Below are 19,703 nucleotides of genomic sequence, written 5' to 3'. Positions count from 1 at the left end.
TTATCCCCTTCTTTGTTTGTCGAGTGGAACTACACATGTCCCTATAGCTTTACAAACGATTATTGGTTCTTCCAGCACATCTGCTGCACTATCGTTTATATCCGGTCTTGCAGTTATAATCTTTTTTGCTATAAATTCCATTTTTCTAGAAGTTTTACCAACTTTAATTATTTCACCTGTTATTTCTATAAAGTCTCCTGCATAAACTGGTGCTAAAAATTCAATATTTTCATATGCGCGAAACAATCCTTCGTCTCCATCATGACGAATGAGTAATTCCGTTGCAACATCACCAAAAAGCTGCAAAATTTTTGCACCATCAACTAAATTGCCACCATAATGGGCATCTGCACTACTCATTCGTACTTTTAATGTGGTTTTCACATAATCCCCCCTTTATTTTTACATTACAGTTTTAATATTAACAGAACAGGGGGTATTAAGCAAAATTTGTAAAATATTATTAAAAATGATTAACTTAATTTAGCTTTTTTAATGTGTTTTTTATTTATTTTTTCAAAGATACTTTTAAATTTTTATTTTTTATTTGATTTTATGAGTTTTTGTATGGTAAAATAATTTTGTCTTTAATGAGAGGAGCGTATTAAACTATGAAGAAGATTTCATTTATTATTTTGCTTGTCTCAGTTTTTGTATTTCCCAGTTATTTTATTTTAAGCTATTATGTACAACCTGGGGATACTATATATAAGCTATCCCAGGTATTTGGGGTTTCACCGTCTGTCATCCTTGATTGGAATGATATTGATCCGTATAATTTGAAGGTCGGTGAAGTTTTAAAGATACCTCAACCTTCTGGTATTATATACGAGGTTCAACAAGGAGATAGTCTTTATTCGATTGCGTTAAGATTTTTTACAACGGTAGATGATATAAAAGTTTCAAATGATTTGAAGAGCACCTATATTTATGTAGGACAGAAATTATTTGTCCCTCTAGATTATGTTGGAAAAGCTTTTAATGTATATGATAAAGATTTCATTTGGCCGGTTTTTGGAAAGATTTCTTCTACATATGGGTGGAGAATGCACCCTATTTATCATAGAAAAAGTTTTCACACAGGGGTAGATATTTCTGCACCAATGGGGACTCCTATCTTTTCTGCTACAAATGGAGTTGTGAAATTTGCAGGTGAATATGGGGGTTATGGACTTGCAGTTATAGTTGATTATGGTAGTTACGACATAGTTTATGGTCATATGTCGAAAATATGTGTGTATAAAGGACAGAGTTTAAGAAGAGGAGAATTAATTGGAAGAGTAGGTTCGACAGGGGTGAGTACCGGTCCACATTTGCATTTTGAAGTGAGAAGAAATGGAAGGCATACAAATCCCATGGCTTTTCTTCCTTCGTACGGAAGGATGTATGTGTTGAAGGATGAAGGTTTGTATTTAGGTGGTGAATAAAAAATGGAATTTTTTGAGAGAGTTTATAGGATATCTAATGAAAATGTAGAAAAATTGGAAGAATATTTTTTTGATAAACAAATTAACAATTATTATTTTTATGAAACAAAAGAGGGAATTTTTTTAGTTGTAGTTAGTGAGAAAAAGGATTTTGATTTTGATTTTTCATTTGACATTGTTGAAGAAAGGGTAACATCATCAGATGATTGGGTGAAGAATTTAATTTCTCGTCCTTTTGAATTCATTGAAGGGGTATGGATAGATCCAGATTTTCACGATATAAAAAAGGGAGTAGTTATAAAGATAACACCAGGACTTGCGTTTGGTACAGGACTTCACGATACAACGAAACTTGCCGCGTCTTTTTTGAAGGAGTATTTAAGACCAGGTATGGATGTTTTGGACTTAGGTTGTGGTAGCGGTATATTAAGTATTTTATCTAAAAAATTAGGTGCAAATAGAGTTTTAGGTGTTGATAATGATCCACTTGCCGTTGAATCTGCTCTTGAAAATGTAAAAAAGAATAATGGAGATGTTGAAATTAGAAAGTCAGATTTATTTAAAAATGTAGATGGAAAGTACGATTTGATTGTATCGAATATAATTGCCGAAATTTTAATAGAAGCATTGGAGGATATGCCTAAATATTTAAAAAAGGATGGAATAGTTATTTTATCCGGGATTATAGATTCAAAATTAGATTTGTTTAAGCATTTAAATATTATAGAACATCGGAGGAAAAACGAATGGAATGCACTGGTGATAAAGTTTTAAATAAAATAGTTGCCAAACAACTTGGACGGGAGATTACTAACTTTTGCAATGTTACACGTTTTTGTTCTTATGGATTTCCACAGGTTGTTGTTAGTTTGCCTGTTAAAGATGGAAAACCTTTTCCCACATTGTATTATTTAACGTGTCCTTTTCTTGTAAAAGAGGTATCTCGATTGGAAGAAAAGGGAATGATAAAAGAAATTGAAAGAATAATAAGCAAAGATGAAAGGTTTAGAGAGCGTCTATTTTTAGCACACAAGAAAGTTATAGATTTAAGAGATAAGTTTTTCTTAAAAAAAGAGTTCTTAGATTTTAAACGCTGGAGAGAAGAATTAAAAAAAGTAGGAACAGGTGGGATTTCAAATTTTTCAAAGGTAAAGTGTTTGCATCTGCATTTAGCAGATTTTTTATCTGGGATAGAAAATCCAGTTGGAGAGATTATCTTTAAAAAACTAGAAAGATTGGAATGTGAAGATAAATATTGTGAGGGATTGTAGTGTACATAGAAATAATTATTCCTGGAAAACTTTCTAAGCATCTTCGAGATGCTTTTGATTTTTATTTGGGAAAGATAAAAAGATTTGCAAAGGTAAAAGTAACTTTTATTAAATTGGGTGGAGATCTTAACAAACTTTCGAGAGGTGTTATACTTAAAAATGAAGCAAAGGAGATTTTAAGTAAAATAAAGGGGAGGAAATTTGTTTTACTTGATCTTTTTGGGAAACAAATTGATAGTTTGGAATTTTCTAAATTTTTGGATATGCAGATGCTTGAAGGGGAGATTGTTTTTGTTATAGGAGGGCCATTAGGGGTAGATGAGCAATTAAGGAGGTTATCTTTAAAGAGGATATCGTTATCAAAATTTACTTTTACACATGAAATGGTACTAATATTGCTATTAGAACAGATTTTTAGGGGATTTAAAATAATAAATAACGAAAAATATCACTATTAGGGGTGTGAAAATGATTTACATTGCAACTTCAAACCCGCACAAGGTTGAAGAGATTAGGATTATTTTAGAAGGTATAGAAGTTGAAAGGTCTCCTAAAAATGTAGAGGTTATTGAAGATGGAAAGTCTTTTTACGAGAATTCCATGAAAAAAGCCTATTATTATGGACTTGCTTTAAATACACCGGTTATTGCAGATGATTCCGGACTTGAAATTAATGCGTTGGGAAAATTTCCCGGAGTTGAAAGTGCAAGATTTATGGAAGGAAAACCTTATGTTTTAAAGATGGAGAAAATTCTTAAAATGTTAGAGAGCAAGGTTGATAGATCTGCACAATTTGTTTGTGTTGCAACTTATTTTAATCCCAAAAAGGGAGTGCTGATTTCTGTGGAAGGAAAAGTTGAAGGTGAAATTTCAAGAGAAATAAAAGGGAATTTTGGATTTGGATATGATCCATTTTTTATTCCGCACGGATATGAAAAAACTTTTGGGGAATTGGGAGACGAGATTAAAAGAAAGATAAGTCACAGAAGCCGTGCATTTAGAAAGTTGTTTAAAATTTTAAAAGAGGTGGAGGAATTTTGAGAATTCTTTTATCTAAAAGTTTTTTAGTGGAAGAATTTGATCCGGATATTTGGATTACAACTGATTTTGAAAGTTATAACGTTCCGTATACGATTTTTTATAACGGTGAGCATGTGTTTATCCACGGACAGTACAGGCTTGTTGATGTAGTCTTGAGAAATACTAAAAGGAAAATTAGATTGGAAAATTACGTTGTCTCAATAATTAATGGAACTCAGATTGGAATTGCCGAAAATTATTTAGAGGATGTGGATTTTTTCTTTTTGTTTGACAAGACAGTATATACATCTAAATTTCTTTTGAGAAAAGCACAGATAATGGTTGCAAGTGATATTTCGAAAAGGATGTGTTTTGCAATATTGCTCTTCAAAGATAGACCAAATTATATTCGAGTATTTCCAGAGAATGGAATAGTAGATGATAGTATGTCTTATGTTTTATACGAAAAGCTTGAAAGAAGTGAAATATCGTGAAGATAGTTTATATAGCTTTGGGTGGAGCATTGGGTGCATTATCAAGATATTTTGTTTCAAAATTTGTTAATTCCCACCTTCCTTTTGGTTATATCCCCTTTGGAACTGTTATTGTTAATGTTGTTGGTGCCTTTTTATTATCTTTTCTAATGTTTTTAAATATCGAAAGGTTGGAGATTTCAAGGAGTTTTTTGATGTTTTTTGGAACGGGTTTTCTAGGATCATTTACTACTTTTTCAACGTTTACATATGAATCTTTATCTTTATTTTTAACAAGTCCGTTTAGGGCTTTTTGTTATTTTTCTTCAAATGTAGTTTTGGGATTTTTGGCCGCATTTTTGGGGATGGTACTTGGAAGGGGGAGAGTTTTATGAAGTTGCTCAGAATTTATTTGGGGGAAAAAGATGTACATTTTGGAAAACCTGTTTTTGAATATATTGTAAAACTTGCATACGATGAAGGATTAAGAGGAATAACTGTTATGAAAGGAATAATTGGCTTTGGACACAAGAGGCATATACATAGGAGTGATTTTTTTTCTCTATCTGAAGATTTACCAATAGTTATTGATATAGTAGATGAAAAGAATAAAATTGATATGTTTTTACAAAAAGTAAAGGAGTTAAATTTTGACGGATTGATAGTTGAAATGCCGGTAAACGCGTATTATATGGAGAAGAAAATATGACTTTTTTACTTACTTGTACAACAGGTCTTGAGGCAGCTGTAGCACTTGAATTGAGAAAGATGGGGTATAAGATATTGGAATCGGTTTCAGGACGTGTGTATATTAAGGGAGAGCTAAAGGATATACCTTTCCTCAACATTAACCTTAGGACAGCCGAGAGAGTTTTAATATTGCTTGAGCGAAAAAAGGTAACAAGCTTTGAAGAACTTTACAAGGCAATATACAATATTAATTGGTCGGATTTTGTGGATGGTAAAGTTTATATTTCGGATATTTCATCTGTAAAGTCAAAACTTTCCGCAAAAGGTGCGATAATTTCCGTTGCGTATGCTGCTATAAAGAAAAAGATAAAACAAAGAAAAAATACGATATTTCCCGTTAGGTTAGTTTTAAAAAGAGATGAACTTCAAGTACTTTTAGATACAACTGGAGAAAAAGCGTTAAGTAAAAGAGGTTATAGATTAAAGACATCTAAAGCTCCTTTAAGGGAAACAATAGCGGCTTCGATGATTTTGCTTTCAAGGTGGAATAAAAATATGTTGGTTGATCCATTTTGTGGAAGTGGAACAATTCCCATAGAGGCTGCTTTGATAAAATCTAATACTCCGCCGGGGATTTTTAGAGATTTTGTTTCTGAAAATTGGGGATTTTTAAAGTGGCCTAAAAGAATAAAAAGAAATATAAATGTTTCTGGAATATATGGATACGATATTGATAATTCTATTTTAAAGGTTGCAAGAGCTAACGCAGAAAGGTTTGGAATATCGGGTTTAATTTTTGGGAATAAATCTTTTGGAGATTATACCTTTGATAATGTGTGGGTTGTTACCAATCCTCCGTATGGTGAAAGGATAAAAACAGATGTGGATTTTTCTTTATTCTTGAAAAAATTTAAAAATTCCAAGTTTTACATTCTTTCACCGGATAATCAATTTGAAAAATTTTTTGGTAGAAGGGCAACAAAGAAGATAAGATTTCAAAATAGCGGAATTTGGGTTTGGTTTTATATGTTTTATTGAGGAGGTAGTATATGATCTTAAGGTTTTTAAATGAGGAGCTTTTGAATGTTCAAAAACCCGCAAGATATATTGGAGGAGAGTTTAATCAGGTTAGGAAAGATGTTGAGAATAAATTTAGAATTGCACTTGCCTTTCCAGATGTGTATGAAGTAGGAATGTCACACTATGGTCTTGAATTATTGTACCATTACATTAATTCATTTGAAGAATTTTACGCAGAACGGGTGTTTTTGCCATGGGTTGATATGATAGAGCTGATGGAAAAAAAAGATATACCACTATTTACTCTTGAAACAAAAACTCCAGTCTTTAACATGAATGTTTTGGGAATATCAATAGAATATGAGTTGTCTTATACAAATGTATTAAAACTTTTGGAACTTTCCAAAATAAATGTTGAATCTGAAAAAAGAAAAGATGGTGATCCAATAGTTATTGCAGGAGGCCCTGTTGTTTTTAATATTGAGCCTATAGCCGGTGTTTTTGATATAGTCTATATAGGAGATGGAGAGAAGAATTTAAGGCAATTGTTAGATCTTTTATGCGAAACAAAAGGGGCAAGAAGGTTAGATAGGTTAAAAGAGGCAGCAAAGATTCCGGGGATATATATTCCCCAGTTTTACAGGCAAAGGGGAAAAAAGGTTGTTCCAATTAAAGATGTTCCAAAAAAGATTAAAAAGAATGCTATAGGTGATCTTGATGAATGCTTTGTCCCAATAAGACAGATCATTCCAAATGTACAAAGTATTCACGATAGGGGAGTTATTGAAATTAGTAGGGGTTGTACTAGAGGATGTAGATTTTGTCATGCAGGTTATGTATATAGACCTGTAAGAGAAAGAAGCAAGAAAAATGTTGTTGAAAATGCAAAAAAAATTTTGAAAGAAACAGGATATGAAGAAATTTCGCTTTTATCATTATCTGCTATGGATCATACAACTTTAAATGAGATTGTAGATGGACTTTTACCTTACATTAAAGAGAAAAAAATTTCAATGTCTATTCCTTCTACAAGGGTTGATGCGTTTAACATTGAGTTGCTTTCAAAAATAGCTTCGGTTAGAAAAAGAGGAATTACCCTTGCACCAGAGGCTGGTTCACAAACGATGAGAAATAAAATAAACAAAAATATAGATTTTAATGAAATTTACAACAGTGCTTTGGAAGCAAAAAAGGCAGGTTGGAATAAAATAAAGCTTTATTTTATGGTAGGATTTCCAGATGAAACAGAGGGTGATATAAAGGAAATAGGTGAGTTGTTAAGAGAAATAAAAAGGATGAAGTTTAAACTTGTTACTGCATCTGTTAATTTACTTGTTCCAAAACCTCACACGGCTTTTCAATTTGTTAAAATTAGAGAACCAGAATATATGGAGTATGTTTATAGTATTTTGAAAAATTACAAAAGATATGCAAAAATTGATGTAAATGATGGAAAAAAAAGTTTTGTTGAGGGAATTTTATCAAGAGGTGATAGGCATTTATTTAGGGTAATTATGAAAAAATATAAGATGTCTTATTATGATGAATGGACAGAGTTTTTTAATTTTGATGAGTGGATAGAGTCGTTTAAAGATATAGATTTAGACAAATACAAAGGACCATATAGTTTAAAAGATGATTTTCCATGGGACCATATAGATTCAGGGGTTACAAAATACTTTCATTGGAAAGAGTATGAAAGATTCTTCAAAGGCGAGAGTACAAAAGATTGTAGAAATGTTTGTAGTTATTGTGGAGTATGCCAGATTTTAAATGTGGAAAATAACCTTAAGATTTGATTTGGATATTTTGATATGTTATAATAAAGCTTAGAAAAAACTTGGATGGAGGTGTGTCTAGTGGACAAGGTGATGCTAATAGTACATGGAATTATTAGTGTTATTTTGATTTATCTTTCTTTAAAACAGATGGGAAAATTTGCGGAACTTGGTGGAGCGTTTGGTTCGGGATCTATGAATACGATATTTGGAAGAGAAAAGGGGTTAGATACAGAGGGAAAAATTACCGTTTTGTTTGGTATTTTGTTCTTTGTCTCGAGCATTTTGACAGCTTTCTTTATTTCCAGATAGGGGTGGTTTTTTTTGCAGAGTCAACTTGAAATACTCAAAAGAAATGTAGTAGATTTAATTTCAGAGGAAGAGTTAGTAGAAAGATTGAAAGAAAATAGACCACTTAGAATAAAGTTGGGAGTTGATCCGTCTAGGCCAGACCTTCACTTGGGACATGCCGTTGTTTTGAAAAAATTAAAGGAATTTCAAGATTTAGGTCATCATGTTATTTTGATTATTGGCGATTTTACCGCTATGATTGGGGATCCTACTGGAAGAAACACAACAAGGCCCATGCTGTCTGCTGAGGAAGTCAGAAAAAATGCCGAAACTTACGCAAATCAAGCATTTAAGATATTGGACAAAGATAAGACGGAAGTTAGATTTAATAATGAATGGCTTGGGAAGATGGATTTTGCCGATGTAGTCAAACTTGCTGGAAAGTATACAGTTGCAAGGATGTTAGAAAGGGATGATTTCTCTAAGCGTTTATCAGAAGGGCAACCTATAAGTATTGCCGAGTTTTTATATCCTTTAGCGCAAGCATATGATTCTGTTGCGATAGAGGCCGATGTGGAAATTGGCGGGACTGATCAACTTTTTAACTTCTTAGTCGGAAGGAAAATTCAAGAGGAATTTGGACTAAAACCTCAGATAGTAATGACAATGCCTATTATTGAAGGAACGGATGGAAAATTAAAGATGAGTAAAAGCTACGATAACTACATTGCATTTACCGATGAACCGAATAATATGTACGGTAAAGTAATGTCTATACCTGATGAACTAATAATAAAGTATATGAGGCTTGTGACAAATATTCCAGAAAACGAAATAGATGAATACGAAAAGTTGATGAAAGCAGCAAAGATAAATCCAAGAGATGTAAAAATGAGACTTGCAAGGGAAATAGTGGCATTTTTTTACGATGAGAACATTGCAAAAGAAGCTGAAGAAAATTTTGTAAAAGTATTTAGGAAAAAAGAATTACCAGATGAAATGCCTGAAATTGAAATAAAGGAGGGAGAGTACAACATAGTAGATTTGATGATTTTGGTTGAAGCAACATCAAGTAGGAGTGAGGCAAAAAGGATTGTTAACCAAGGTGGCGTGAAGTTCGATGGAAATAAAGTAAAAAGTTTTAAAGATTTTGTTACGGTCGAAAAAGAGCATGTATTAAAAGTTGGCAAAAGAAAATTCTTTAGATTGGTTGTAAAAGATTAAATTTAATTAAAAAAAGGCTTGAAATATCTTAACAAAAAATGTTATAATAAACCTGTATGGTAATTTAAATGTAACACAAAATAGGAAGGGAGGTATTTTCATGAAAAGATTGTTAGTTATTGTTGCTATGGTTTTAGTTTCAGCGTTTATTTTTGCAGAACTAAAAGACGTACCAGAGAATCATTGGGCATACGATTCAGTAATGATGTTAGAGAAAGCGGGTATTGTAACAGGTTATCCAGATGGAACATTTAGGGGGGCTAGTAACATAACAAGGTATGAACTTGCGGTGTTTTTGGCACGTGTAATGAATTTACTTGAAAAAGAGATTCAAAAGGTTTCTGTAACAGTTGATGTTCATGAAAACGACATAAATGCTTTATATGAAATTTCCGGAAGCTTAAAAAAAGCACTTAAAGATGTAGCAAAAAAGGAAGATGTTGAGGTTTTATCAAAGAGGTTAGATGTTATTGATAAAGATGTTATTAGGATTTATGAATCTTTAACAAAGAAAGTTTCATCTGAAGATGTAGAAAAAATGATTAATAAATCTTTGGATTCAATAAACGATCAAATTAATTTCTTGTACAAAAAAGCAACATTAGCTGAAGAAAATGCCGCTAAATATACAGATGAAAAATATACAGAGCTATCTGCTAAATTATTGAATGTTGAAACAAATGTTAATAATGCAATTCCAATGTTGAGAAATCTTGTTTATCAAAATTCAGAGAGTATAAAATCTCTTGATGCAAGGTTGGTTAAATACATAAACGTAAAGATAAAAGGTGTAGATAGAAAATTAAGTGAGATAAAAGATATAGCACAATTTAATTCGGATACTTTAAATGGTCTTGCCGCAAAACTTGGAGAAGTAGAATATGCTTTAAGGAAACAGATTGAAAAGACTAATAAGAATGTTGAAGGGTTAAAAACAGAGGTAACTAATGTAAAGGCAGCAGTAGATGAAAATAAATCCGCAATTGAAACAAAAGCAGCAAAGGAAGATTTAGATGCTGTATCTAAGAAAGTGGATTCAACAAATATGCTTTCGATATTTGGTTTAATTTTAGGTGTCGTTGGTGTTGGTTTGGGTGTATATGCAGCATTTATTAAATAAAATAAGTAATTGTTATTAATTATATTAAAAAGGGAGGTTTGTGCGTATGAAGAAGCTTTTGGTATTATTAGTATCGTTGTTTGTTTTAACGGCAGTTTTTGCAGCAGAAGCTACACCTGTAGTTTCTTGGAGTGGTAGTGCAAGTTTTACATTGGGTGTAGATGAAAAAGGTTTGGATGTTTCAGGTGCATTAATTAAGCCAAAGGTAAGTTGGTCACCATCTTCTGACTCACAATTTGGAGTAAGCTTTGGAATCGATTTAATCGGAAAATCTTTAACACTTTCTAGCATTAGCTTTGAAAACAGCATTTTTGCTCTTACATATGCAAATGGTGCAAGTGCATTCCAATATTTCGTTGGTACGGATAATGATGGAAATCCATTGATGAGTGCTGAAGGAAACATTGCAGTAACACTTAGTGGAGTTGAAGGACTTACCTTGGTATACCAAGACATTTTAAGAACAGTTGATTACAACACTGGTGTGTTAACTGGAGAAAAATGGTTCAACGATTTTGTAGGTGTAAAGTATAGCGTTGCAGGTGTTGATTTAGCAGCGGCATTTTACGATGCAGACACAGTTGCGACAGCAAATACGTTCGAATATGGTCTAAATGCAAAGACATCGTTAGATCTTGGTATTGCTACAGTAGATCTTGATGGTGTGTTTGGTATGGTGGATGGTACAAACACAACGGCATATGGTATTTCCGAAAGTATCAAGGCAGAATTTTCTATCGTAACACTTACCCAAACATTTGCATGGAAAGAAAACGTTTCTATGTTCGAATATGCAGGAGATAGTGATGCAAAGAAACTCACAGTTGGTGCGGAAGTATCCTATGAAATTTCTCCTGTAACATTAGGCGCAAAAGCAACATTAAAAATTGCTGATCTTTCTACACCAACAGAATTTACAGTTCCAGTTAGTGTAAACGCATCATTTGAAAATGATATGGTAAATGCGGATGTATCTGCAGCATGGAATGATGTAGTTTCAGCAGCAACAAATTTGACGGTTGATGCAAATGCAAGTGTAACACCAGTTGATAAATTTACACTTTCTACTTCTGTAAAATACTTAACAGATGGAAATGAGTTTGGATACAATGCAAAGGTGAGCTATGCACTTGATGATAACACAACAATATGCGCATTCTATGGAACACTTTATGATAAAGATGGAAATGGTTCAGCAGATATCAATAAAGACGATGCACAATGGTATGCAAAACTTAGCTGGAGTGTAAGTTTCTAATATAAGGTTTGTTTGAAATTGCCCCCGCATTGTGCGGGGGTTTTTATTTGTAATATTTATATATATAAATTGAAACATTTTTTAGGTATAATATAATTGTGAAATAAAAAACTTGGAGGTGAGTTTATGTACATTGAAATTATTGATGTTTTTGCGAGAGAAGTGCTCGATTCCCGCGGAAATCCTACTGTTGAAGTTGAAGTTATGCTTGAAGATGGTTCTATTGGAAGGGCAATTGTACCTTCAGGGGCATCTACTGGAAAATTTGAAGCGTTAGAATTAAGAGATGGTGATAAAAGATACGGAGGAAAAGGAGTATTAAAGGCAGTTGAAAATGTGAACGAAAAAATTGCCCCTAAATTGTTAGGATTAAACGCATATGATCAAACCTTTATTGATAAAACATTACTTGAAATTGATGGAACGGAAAATAAAAGTAATATAGGTGCAAATGCAATTTTAGGTGTATCAATGGCAGTTGCAAGAGCAGCAGCAAATTCATTAGATTTGCCACTTTATAAATATCTTGGTGGAGTTAGCGCAAAAGTATTACCTGTGCCATTAATGAATGTTATTAATGGTGGAGCTCACGCGGACAATAATTTGGATATTCAAGAATTTATGATAGTACCAGCAGGTGCACCAAGCTTTAGAGAAGCCCTAAGATATGGAGCAGAAACCTTCCATGCATTAAAGAAAATTTTAAAAGAAGCAGGTCATGTTACGGCCGTTGGTGATGAAGGAGGATTTGCACCAAATCTTAATAGTAATGAAGAAGCAATACAAGTTTTAATTAAAGCAATTGAAACAGCAGGATATGTTCCTGGAAAAGATATATTCATTGCGCTGGATGTTGCTGCAAGTGAGTTTTACAATGAGGAGACAAAAAAATACTTTATTGATGGTTCTGAAAAAACGTCAGACGAATTAATAGAATATTACGAATCTCTTGTGAACAAATATCCTATTATTTCAATTGAAGATCCATTTGATCAAGAGGATTGGGAATCATATAGTAAATTTAATGAAAGATTAGGAAAGAAAGTTCAGATTGTCGGAGACGATTTATACGTTACTAACGTAAAAAGACTAGCAAAAGGAATAGAAGTAAAAGCAACAAATTCGATATTAATTAAATTAAACCAAATAGGTTCAGTTACAGAAACACTTAATGCAATAGAAATGGCAAAAACAAATAACATGACTAATGTTATTTCACATAGGTCTGGAGAAACAGAAGATACATTTATTGCGGATTTAGCAGTTGCCACAAATGCGGGACAAATTAAGACGGGTTCTCTTTCAAGAAGTGAAAGAATTGCAAAATACAACCAATTGTTGAGAATCGAAGAAGAACTTGGAGAAGTTGCTGAATACAAAGGATTAAAAGCGTTTTATTCGATAGATAAATAAAATTATAGCCCTCCATTTGGAGGGCTATAATTTTCTTACTGCGTCAAATTTTTCTTGGTCTGCAACATGTAGGTATATGCTGGTTGTATTTAAATTTGTATGTCCCAAAAGTTCTTGAACAACCTTTATGTTGACTCCTTTTCTGATTAAATGTGTGGCATATGAATGTCTTAAAGTATGTGGATGTACATCTTTTTTTATTTGGGCTTTTTTTACCCCTTCTTTAATCCATCTGAATACTGTAGAAGGATGTACGTGTTTTTTTCCGTTTTCAAATACGTATATTTTTGGATTAAATGTGTCAATGTATTTTTGTAATAGTGGAACTACCTTATCTGGAAGAGGTACTAATCTATCTTTTCTTCCCTTTCCCATTTCCACTCTTAAAAAAGGTGGAATAAAAGAAATATCCGATACCCTTAGATTACAAAGTTCACTTATACGAAGACCTGCAAAGTATAAAAGAGAGATAGCAGTTTTTTGCCGTAACTTATTTTCCTCAGAAAATGAAGAAATTAATTTTTGCACTTCATCTTCGGTCAAAAAATCTGGGATTTTTCTTCTAATTCTTGGATGTTTAATTCTTTCCATTGGGTTTGAAGAGATTACACCGGATAATTCAAGATAGCTAAAAAATGAATTTAAACTGGATATGTATCTTGATATAGTAGTTTCTCTAGGGCTATCACCAGTAATTTGTCCTTTGGATAGTGCTTTTAAAAAAGATTCAATGTCACTTCTCTCAATATCTGAAATATTTTTTTTTGTAAATTCAAAAAATTTCCTTACATCTTTTATGTAGGCTTTTAGGGTATTTTCCGAATGTCTTCTAACGTGTGCAAGATAATCTCTAAAATTTTCCAGGTAATCCATCCTTATCCTCCTAGGATTTTTTTTAGATATTTTCCAGTTAATGATTTTTTGGAATGTGCTATTTGTTCAGGTGTGCCTTTTGCAACTATATATCCTCCATCATCTCCACCTGTTGGGCCTAAATCTATTATGTAGTCTGCTGTTTTAATTACATCCAAGTTATGTTCTATAACTATTACAGTATTACCTTTATCAACAAGTTTATTTAGTACATGGATTAATTTTTTGACATCGTCAAAGTGTAAACCGACTGTTGGTTCATCAAGTATGTAGATTGTTTTTCCAGTAGCTTTTTTCTTAAGTTCAGATGCAAGTTTTACACGCTGTGCTTCACCGCCTGATAAAGTAGGTGCCGGTTGCCCAAGTTTTATATATGAAAGTCCCACTTCGTTTAATACACTTAGTGTAGAGTAGATGCTGGGAATGTTTTTAAAAAACTCCAGTGCTTCTTCTACAGTCATGTCTAATATTTCCGAAATATTTTTTTCTTTGTATGTAACTTCTAAAGTTTCACTGTTGTATCTTTTCCCTTTACATACTTCACATTCAACGTATACGTCTGGTAAAAATAACATTTCAACCTTTATTACACCCTGCCCTTTGCAATGTTCACACCTTCCACCTTTTACGTTGAAACTAAAGCGTCCTGAGTTATATCCTCTTGCTTTTGCAAGAGGGGTCATTGAAAATAGTTTTCTAATTTCATCAAATACTTTTGTATAAGTAGCGGGATTACTTCTTGGTGTTCTACCTATTGGAGATTGATCAATTGCAATAACTTTGTCTATATACTCTAAACCTTCTATATAATCATATGCACCTGTTTGTAATTTTGAGTTATGGAGATGGTTCATTAATGTTGGGTATAGTGTATCTAAAATTAAAGAACTTTTTCCAGAACCAGATACCCCTGTAATGCATATAAATGTTCCTAATGGAAATGTAACTGTGAGGTTTTTTAAATTGTTGTGTTTAGCACCTACAAGCACGAGTTCTTTTCCATTTCCTTTTCTTCTCTTATCTGGAACTTCTATTTTTAATTTTCCAGTTAGATACTTTGCAGTAATTGAATTTTTTGCGTTTTTAATTTTAGATATTGGCCCTTGAAATACAACTTTTCCACCATTTACTCCGGCTTTAGGGCCAATGTCTATAAGGTAATCTGCGTTTTTAATCACATCTTCATCATGTTCAACTACTATTACAGTATTACCCAAATCTCTGAGCTTTTTTAGAGTGCCGATTAATTTTTCGTTATCACTTTGGTGTAATCCAATAGTTGGTTCATCAAGTACATACGTAACACCTGTTAAACCTGATCCAATTTGAGTTGCAAGTCTTATTCTTTGTGCTTCTCCTCCGGATAGAGTTTTTACATTCCTTGAAAGGGTAAGATAACCAAGCCCTACTTCATTCAAGAATAAAAGCCTTTTTTCTAGTTCTTCTATTAATTCTTTTACTATCTCCATCTTCTTGGAGGGTAATTTTTCCTTTAGTGATTTGATAAATTCGTATTCTTGTGAAATGGGAAGTTCTGTAAAATCAGTTATATTTATTTTTTCTATCAAAACTGATAGTGCTTCTTTTCTTAACCTTTTTCCGTTACATGCATGACAGGTGTTTTCTATGAAAAATTTGTTTAGTATCCATTGTCTCCCTTCTTCGGAAGATGCGTATTCGTATCTTTGGCGGACAATTGGGATAAGTCCATCAAAGAAAGTGGTACCATACAAGATAGCTTCTTGTGTGTCTTCGGAAAGTTCTCTGAATGGTTTTTTGGGAGATCCACCATAAATTTTTAATATCTTTTTGATCTTTCGTGGGATCCATCCATCTTCTTTGTGCCCAATTTGGATAGCTTCAAAAACAGGTTTGTCAAAATCAATAACCTTTTCAGGATCAACTTCTAATGTGAATCCCAGGCCATGACACCTTTGACATGCCCCGTATGGGCTATTGAACGAAAAAAGTTTTGGAGTAATTTCCGGCATGGATATTCCACAAGTAGGGCACATCATTTTTTCAGAGTATATTTTTGTAGTGTTATCATCCATATTTTTTATATATATAACGCCATTTCCTTCCTTTAGAGCTAGTTCTATAGAATCGAAAACTCTGTATTTTGTATCTTTGTCAGCTTTTAATTTTAATCTATCCACTACTAAGAAAATATTGTGTCTTATGTTTTTGTTTAATTCAGGTACCTCTTCAATTCTGTATATTTTGTTGTCTACTTCTACTCTTACATAACCTTTTTCTAAAAGTTTTTCAAATACATCTTTGAATGTTCCTTTTTTTTCAATTGCAATAGGAGATTCTACGTATATTCTTTTTCCGTCAAAATTTTTGTATACGTCTTTTACTATTTCATCAATACTCATTTTTTCAAGTTTTCTACCACATTTATAACAGTGGGGTTCTCCAATTTTTGCATACAACACACGTAGGAGATCATAAATTTCTGTGATCGTTCCTACTGTGGAACGTGGATTGTGAGATACACTCTTTTGATCAATGGCTATGGAAGGAGAAAGGCCTTCTATACTTTCTACATCTGGTTTTTTTAAGTTTCCGATAAATTGACGTGCATATGATGAAAGACTTTCAAGATATCTTCTCTGTCCTTCTATGTAAATGGTATCAAGGGCTAAAGAACTTTTTCCTGAGCCTGATAAACCAGTTATAACTGTCAATTTATTTTTTGGAATTTTAACAGTTATGTTTTTTAGATTATGAACTTTTGCGCCTTTTACTACAATATAATCCATTTTATACCCCTTGTATATTTTTGTTTACATATTCTATTATAATTCTAACACATTCATCAATATTGTGAAGTGATGTATTGATTTCAAGATCAAAGTCATCTGATATCTCGTATATTGAATCTACATATTTTGAAAATGGGGTGTTTTTTTCTTTCAATTTTGAAGAGATATAGATTTCAAAAAATTTTACAGGAGAATTTTTTGAAATTTGTTTTCTTATTTTTTTTAATGGAGATACAGAAGGGACTATTACTATAAATTTTTTAGAAAGCAGATACGAAATATTTCCAAGAATTAGCATTCTTGCTTTTATATCGAGATTTATATTCTCAAAAATTTCATATCCTTCTAATATTATTGAATTTTGATAATATTCATTTAGTTTCTTTGCAAGAGTAGACTTTCCCGTACCACTTTTTCCCGTAAGCCAAATTATAAAATTACTCATTTACGATTCTCTCCAAATTATCTAGTGCTTTGTTGATTTCTATTTTATCAAGTAATATTAGTTTTAGTATATCACTTACATTTTTGTGAAAGTTAACGTATCTTAAATCAAATGGTATAGATTTTCCAGGCATTGTTTCGTCAAAAAATTTATAATATTTTTCTGAAAAAAACTTTTTAAACCTTGGGGATTTTAATAGCAGTGTTAACCACTTTGTGAAATCTTCATTTCCATCTTTTGTTGTAACGAATACTTTGTAATCTTTAAATGGGATTAATGGTTTTGGTAGTGGTTTCACAATAAACTTATTTGGCATTAGTTTTTTTAGGGTAGGATATAAAAATGTCCCTTGAAACATAAATATTGATTCCTCGCTGTTGAATGATGCTATTTGTGCTTGTTTATTTAGAAAATCAAAGTATCCATTTTTATACCAACTTTTAATCTTGAGGATTGCTTTTTTTGTTATTTCATCGTTTAAAACAAATTTTTCACCAATTAGTGGGATTTTTCCGTACCCCATTAAAAATGTAGAAAACCAATATGCACTAATTGGATTTATTGCAATTTTTTTACCGGTTGTTTTTAGTATTTTTTCTATCTCCTTTATGTCCCAATTTTTTATCATACCTTCAAATTTTTTATTTACATAAACAACCTGTGTGTCAAAATAGAAGTTGTATGCATTACCTTTTATTATATTTAACTTTTTGTATGTGGGATAATTAAATGCGCTTGCCATTATTACATCTGGAAGTTTGATATTACTTTTACTTTGTGGGATAATTTTAGAAGAAATTTTGGGTATAGACAAAACTTTAATTTTTACATCATTTAACTTTGTATAATTTTCAATAAATGTTTTTATGTCATCTGTTCCTTCCCAAGAAAGCCAAATTTCCCAATTTTTTTCTTTAAGGTATTTACCATCTACTTTTATTTCTTTTATTTTTTCACCTTTAAAATAGTAAGAGTTTGAATCTTTTAAGACTGTATCATAAAGATCTACATTATAGATATTTTTTTCCGTGTAAATTGTGATTTTTCTTATTTCTTTAAATGGCTTTATTAATTCAATTACGTGGTATTCGGGTAAATCAGTTGAAAAATACAATATGGAAAAAAATAAAAATATAAATCCAAATAATTTCTTCACAACAACCCCTCCTTAGTAATTTAGTAATATTGTAGATGGGAAATATCTGTTATTTTTATTAATATTATTGAAAGAAAGATTAATATTAATAGATTTATTATACTTATTGCTGAAAACACATTCCATTGTGGATAGTGATTGCTTATTGTTCCAACGTAGTTGTAAAGAAGTAGACTCAACGGGTATTTTTTGGCATCGTATAAAAATAAAAGTGGAGGAAGAAAAGAGTTAAAACTATTTAAAGTAGAGAGCAAGAATAGTGAAGAGATTAATGGAAAATTGTTTGGGATTAGTATTTTAAAAAAGAATTTGTTGTTTGAAAGGCCATCTAGCTTCGAAAGATAGAATAATTCTTCTGGAAAATCTTTAAATGTGTAAAATGAAAGTAATGTTAGAAAAGGCAAATTTTTTGACGTTATAACAAGTATTACAGAAAAGAATGTATTTAATATGTGGATTTTTGAAAATATGTAAAATATGAATATCAATGAGTGTAATCCAAAAAATATTTTTGAAAAATTAAAAAAGGCGAGAAAAGATTTTCCAAAACGAAAATGTAGAAGTTTAAATGCAAAATATGTAGATAGGAAAATTCCAAGAAAAGATACTGAAAATGAAATAATAAAAGTGTTGAAAAAAGAATTGAAAAAATCTTTGCTAAACACTTTTTGAAAGTTATCGAGTGTAAAATGACCTTTTAAATATATACTTGGGGAACTTGAAAATGAAAGGTTGATTATTATTAGGAAAAAAGCAATTATTGTAAATATCCATATGTAAGCTAAAATTTTGTTAAATATTGAAATATTAAACTTTATACGTATCTTTTTTCTAAAAAAATAAAAAGAACTTAAAAACGTAATTGTAAGTGTAAAGATAGCCGCTATTTTTGATGTATCAATATTTTGATTGAAGAATTTGTAAATAAGAACCTCAAGATTTGTAGTTGCACCTATAATTCCTTTATTAGTAATTCCTATTTTCATAGGTGCACCGCCTTCTAAAAGAAGCCATGGTACTTGAAAATCTTTAAAGGCGGATATGAAATTTAAAAACAATACTGCACTTATTGCTCCTTTGATATTTGGAATTACTATTTTGTTGTAGTATAAGCTTATATTATTTGAATCTAACAAAAATGCTTCAAGATATTTTTGATTGATATTTTTGATATACGAATACAAAAAGAATGCGGAAAAAGGTATTAAAAACCACGAGGAAATTAGTATTGATACAATAAACGACAAAACCGGATTTACGGTAATATCCGTATATTTTTCAAAAAATGTCCTAAATATTGGGACGCCAATGTAAGGTGGAATGACCCATCCAATTATTAAAAAAATGAGTATTTTTTTTAGTACCTTTGATAGGTAGAGTGCAATGTATGTGGATAAAATGCTTGAAAGGATAGCATATAATACAGAAATGATAAGGCTCAAGTAAAAATATTTGGCCTTTAACGTGGCAAGC

General features: G+C 31.6%; 21 protein-coding genes. 15 read left to right on the top strand and 6 right to left on the bottom strand.

The genetic code is table 11. The annotated features are described in order from the left end of the window. Positions 1-360, bottom strand: a complete 360-nt coding sequence (locus XO08_RS02075; RefSeq protein WP_075666683.1) for a hotdog domain-containing protein — start codon at positions 358-360, stop codon at positions 1-3. Between the two features lie 251 nt (positions 361-611). On the opposite strand from XO08_RS02075, the gene XO08_RS02070 reads away from it, so the two are divergent. The 15 genes from XO08_RS02070 (at position 612) to eno (ending at position 12,985) form a co-directional block, all read left to right on the top strand. Continuing rightward, positions 612-1,427 carry a peptidoglycan DD-metalloendopeptidase family protein gene (locus XO08_RS02070; RefSeq protein WP_075665410.1) on the top strand — a complete coding sequence of 272 codons (816 nt, stop codon included), beginning with the start codon at positions 612-614 and terminating at the stop codon, positions 1,425-1,427. 3 nt (positions 1,428-1,430) lie between these two features. After that, positions 1,431-2,201: a 50S ribosomal protein L11 methyltransferase gene (locus tag XO08_RS02065; RefSeq protein ID WP_075665409.1), complete on the top strand. Its 771-nt coding sequence runs from the start codon at positions 1,431-1,433 to the stop codon at positions 2,199-2,201. Continuing rightward, the gene (locus XO08_RS02060; protein WP_075665408.1) at positions 2,174-2,698 is read left to right on the top strand and encodes a DUF501 domain-containing protein; all 525 of its coding nucleotides are present in this window, start codon (positions 2,174-2,176) and stop codon (positions 2,696-2,698) included. Before XO08_RS02065 ends, XO08_RS02060 begins: the two co-directional genes overlap by 28 nt. Next, positions 2,698-3,156, top strand: coding sequence for a 23S rRNA (pseudouridine(1915)-N(3))-methyltransferase RlmH (locus XO08_RS02055; protein WP_075665407.1), 459 nt, complete (start codon positions 2,698-2,700; stop codon positions 3,154-3,156). Before XO08_RS02060 ends, XO08_RS02055 begins: the two co-directional genes overlap by 1 nt. 10 nt (positions 3,157-3,166) lie before the next feature. Next, on the top strand, positions 3,167-3,739 hold the full coding sequence (gene rdgB / locus XO08_RS02050) for an RdgB/HAM1 family non-canonical purine NTP pyrophosphatase (RefSeq protein ID WP_075665406.1): 573 nt from the start codon (positions 3,167-3,169) through the stop codon (positions 3,737-3,739). Beyond that, entirely contained in the window at positions 3,736-4,212 is a 477-nt protein-coding gene (locus XO08_RS02045) for a hypothetical protein (RefSeq protein WP_075665405.1), read from the top strand. Before rdgB ends, XO08_RS02045 begins: the two co-directional genes overlap by 4 nt. Next, positions 4,209-4,586 (top strand): fluoride efflux transporter CrcB, encoded by a 378-nt coding sequence (gene crcB, locus XO08_RS02040; RefSeq protein ID WP_077287150.1) that lies wholly within the window; start codon positions 4,209-4,211, stop codon positions 4,584-4,586. Before XO08_RS02045 ends, crcB begins: the two co-directional genes overlap by 4 nt. After that, positions 4,583-4,900 (top strand): DUF190 domain-containing protein, encoded by a 318-nt coding sequence (locus tag XO08_RS02035; protein WP_075665403.1) that lies wholly within the window; start codon positions 4,583-4,585, stop codon positions 4,898-4,900. Before crcB ends, XO08_RS02035 begins: the two co-directional genes overlap by 4 nt. Then, positions 4,897-5,919 (top strand): class I SAM-dependent RNA methyltransferase, encoded by a 1,023-nt coding sequence (locus tag XO08_RS02030; protein WP_075665402.1) that lies wholly within the window; start codon positions 4,897-4,899, stop codon positions 5,917-5,919. The genes XO08_RS02035 and XO08_RS02030 overlap by 4 nt, the downstream gene beginning before the upstream one ends. A gap of 11 nt (positions 5,920-5,930) precedes the next feature. After that, positions 5,931-7,700: a TIGR03960 family B12-binding radical SAM protein gene (locus XO08_RS02025; RefSeq protein WP_077287148.1), complete on the top strand. Its 1,770-nt coding sequence runs from the start codon at positions 5,931-5,933 to the stop codon at positions 7,698-7,700. A gap of 60 nt (positions 7,701-7,760) precedes the next feature. Further along, on the top strand, positions 7,761-7,991 hold the full coding sequence (secG, locus tag XO08_RS02020; RefSeq protein ID WP_172799327.1) for a preprotein translocase subunit SecG: 231 nt from the start codon (positions 7,761-7,763) through the stop codon (positions 7,989-7,991). A 12-nt stretch (positions 7,992-8,003) separates the two neighbouring features. Beyond that, positions 8,004-9,194: a tyrosine--tRNA ligase gene (tyrS, locus tag XO08_RS02015; RefSeq protein WP_075665400.1), complete on the top strand. Its 1,191-nt coding sequence runs from the start codon at positions 8,004-8,006 to the stop codon at positions 9,192-9,194. 100 nt (positions 9,195-9,294) lie between these two features. Continuing rightward, the gene (locus tag XO08_RS02010) at positions 9,295-10,314 is read left to right on the top strand and encodes an S-layer homology domain-containing protein (RefSeq protein ID WP_077287146.1); all 1,020 of its coding nucleotides are present in this window, start codon (positions 9,295-9,297) and stop codon (positions 10,312-10,314) included. A 46-nt stretch (positions 10,315-10,360) separates the two neighbouring features. After that, positions 10,361-11,572 (top strand): hypothetical protein, encoded by a 1,212-nt coding sequence (locus tag XO08_RS02005; protein WP_075665398.1) that lies wholly within the window; start codon positions 10,361-10,363, stop codon positions 11,570-11,572. 126 nt (positions 11,573-11,698) lie between these two features. Further along, positions 11,699-12,985 (top strand): phosphopyruvate hydratase, encoded by a 1,287-nt coding sequence (eno, locus tag XO08_RS02000; RefSeq protein ID WP_075665397.1) that lies wholly within the window; start codon positions 11,699-11,701, stop codon positions 12,983-12,985. A 24-nt stretch (positions 12,986-13,009) separates the two neighbouring features. Here eno and xerA read toward each other — a convergent pair whose 3' ends face one another. From xerA to XO08_RS01975, 5 genes are read right to left on the bottom strand one after another with little or no spacing between them, the layout of a single operon-like run. Next, positions 13,010-13,858 carry a site-specific tyrosine recombinase/integron integrase gene (gene xerA, locus XO08_RS01995; protein WP_075665396.1) on the bottom strand — a complete coding sequence of 283 codons (849 nt, stop codon included), beginning with the start codon at positions 13,856-13,858 and terminating at the stop codon, positions 13,010-13,012. A 2-nt stretch (positions 13,859-13,860) separates the two neighbouring features. Then, entirely contained in the window at positions 13,861-16,626 is a 2,766-nt protein-coding gene (gene uvrA / locus XO08_RS01990; protein WP_075665395.1) for an excinuclease ABC subunit UvrA, read from the bottom strand. Between the two features lies 1 nt (position 16,627). Beyond that, complete coding sequence (locus XO08_RS01985; RefSeq protein ID WP_075665394.1) at positions 16,628-17,074, bottom strand: adenylyl-sulfate kinase; 447 nt, start codon at positions 17,072-17,074, stop codon at positions 16,628-16,630. Continuing rightward, positions 17,067-18,230 (bottom strand): hypothetical protein, encoded by a 1,164-nt coding sequence (locus XO08_RS01980; RefSeq protein ID WP_075665393.1) that lies wholly within the window; start codon positions 18,228-18,230, stop codon positions 17,067-17,069. The genes XO08_RS01985 and XO08_RS01980 overlap by 8 nt, the downstream gene beginning before the upstream one ends. A gap of 20 nt (positions 18,231-18,250) precedes the next feature. Beyond that, positions 18,251-19,672 carry an ABC transporter permease subunit gene (locus XO08_RS01975; protein ID WP_233120220.1) on the bottom strand — a complete coding sequence of 474 codons (1,422 nt, stop codon included), beginning with the start codon at positions 19,670-19,672 and terminating at the stop codon, positions 18,251-18,253. Between the last annotated feature and the right edge of the window lie 31 nt (positions 19,673-19,703).

It is taken from the genome of Thermosipho sp. 1074 (assembly GCF_001999655.1).
In the GTDB taxonomy this organism is placed as follows: domain Bacteria; phylum Thermotogota; class Thermotogae; order Thermotogales; family Fervidobacteriaceae; genus Thermosipho; species Thermosipho affectus.
This window is presented reverse-complemented; position numbering and strand designations above follow the sequence as displayed.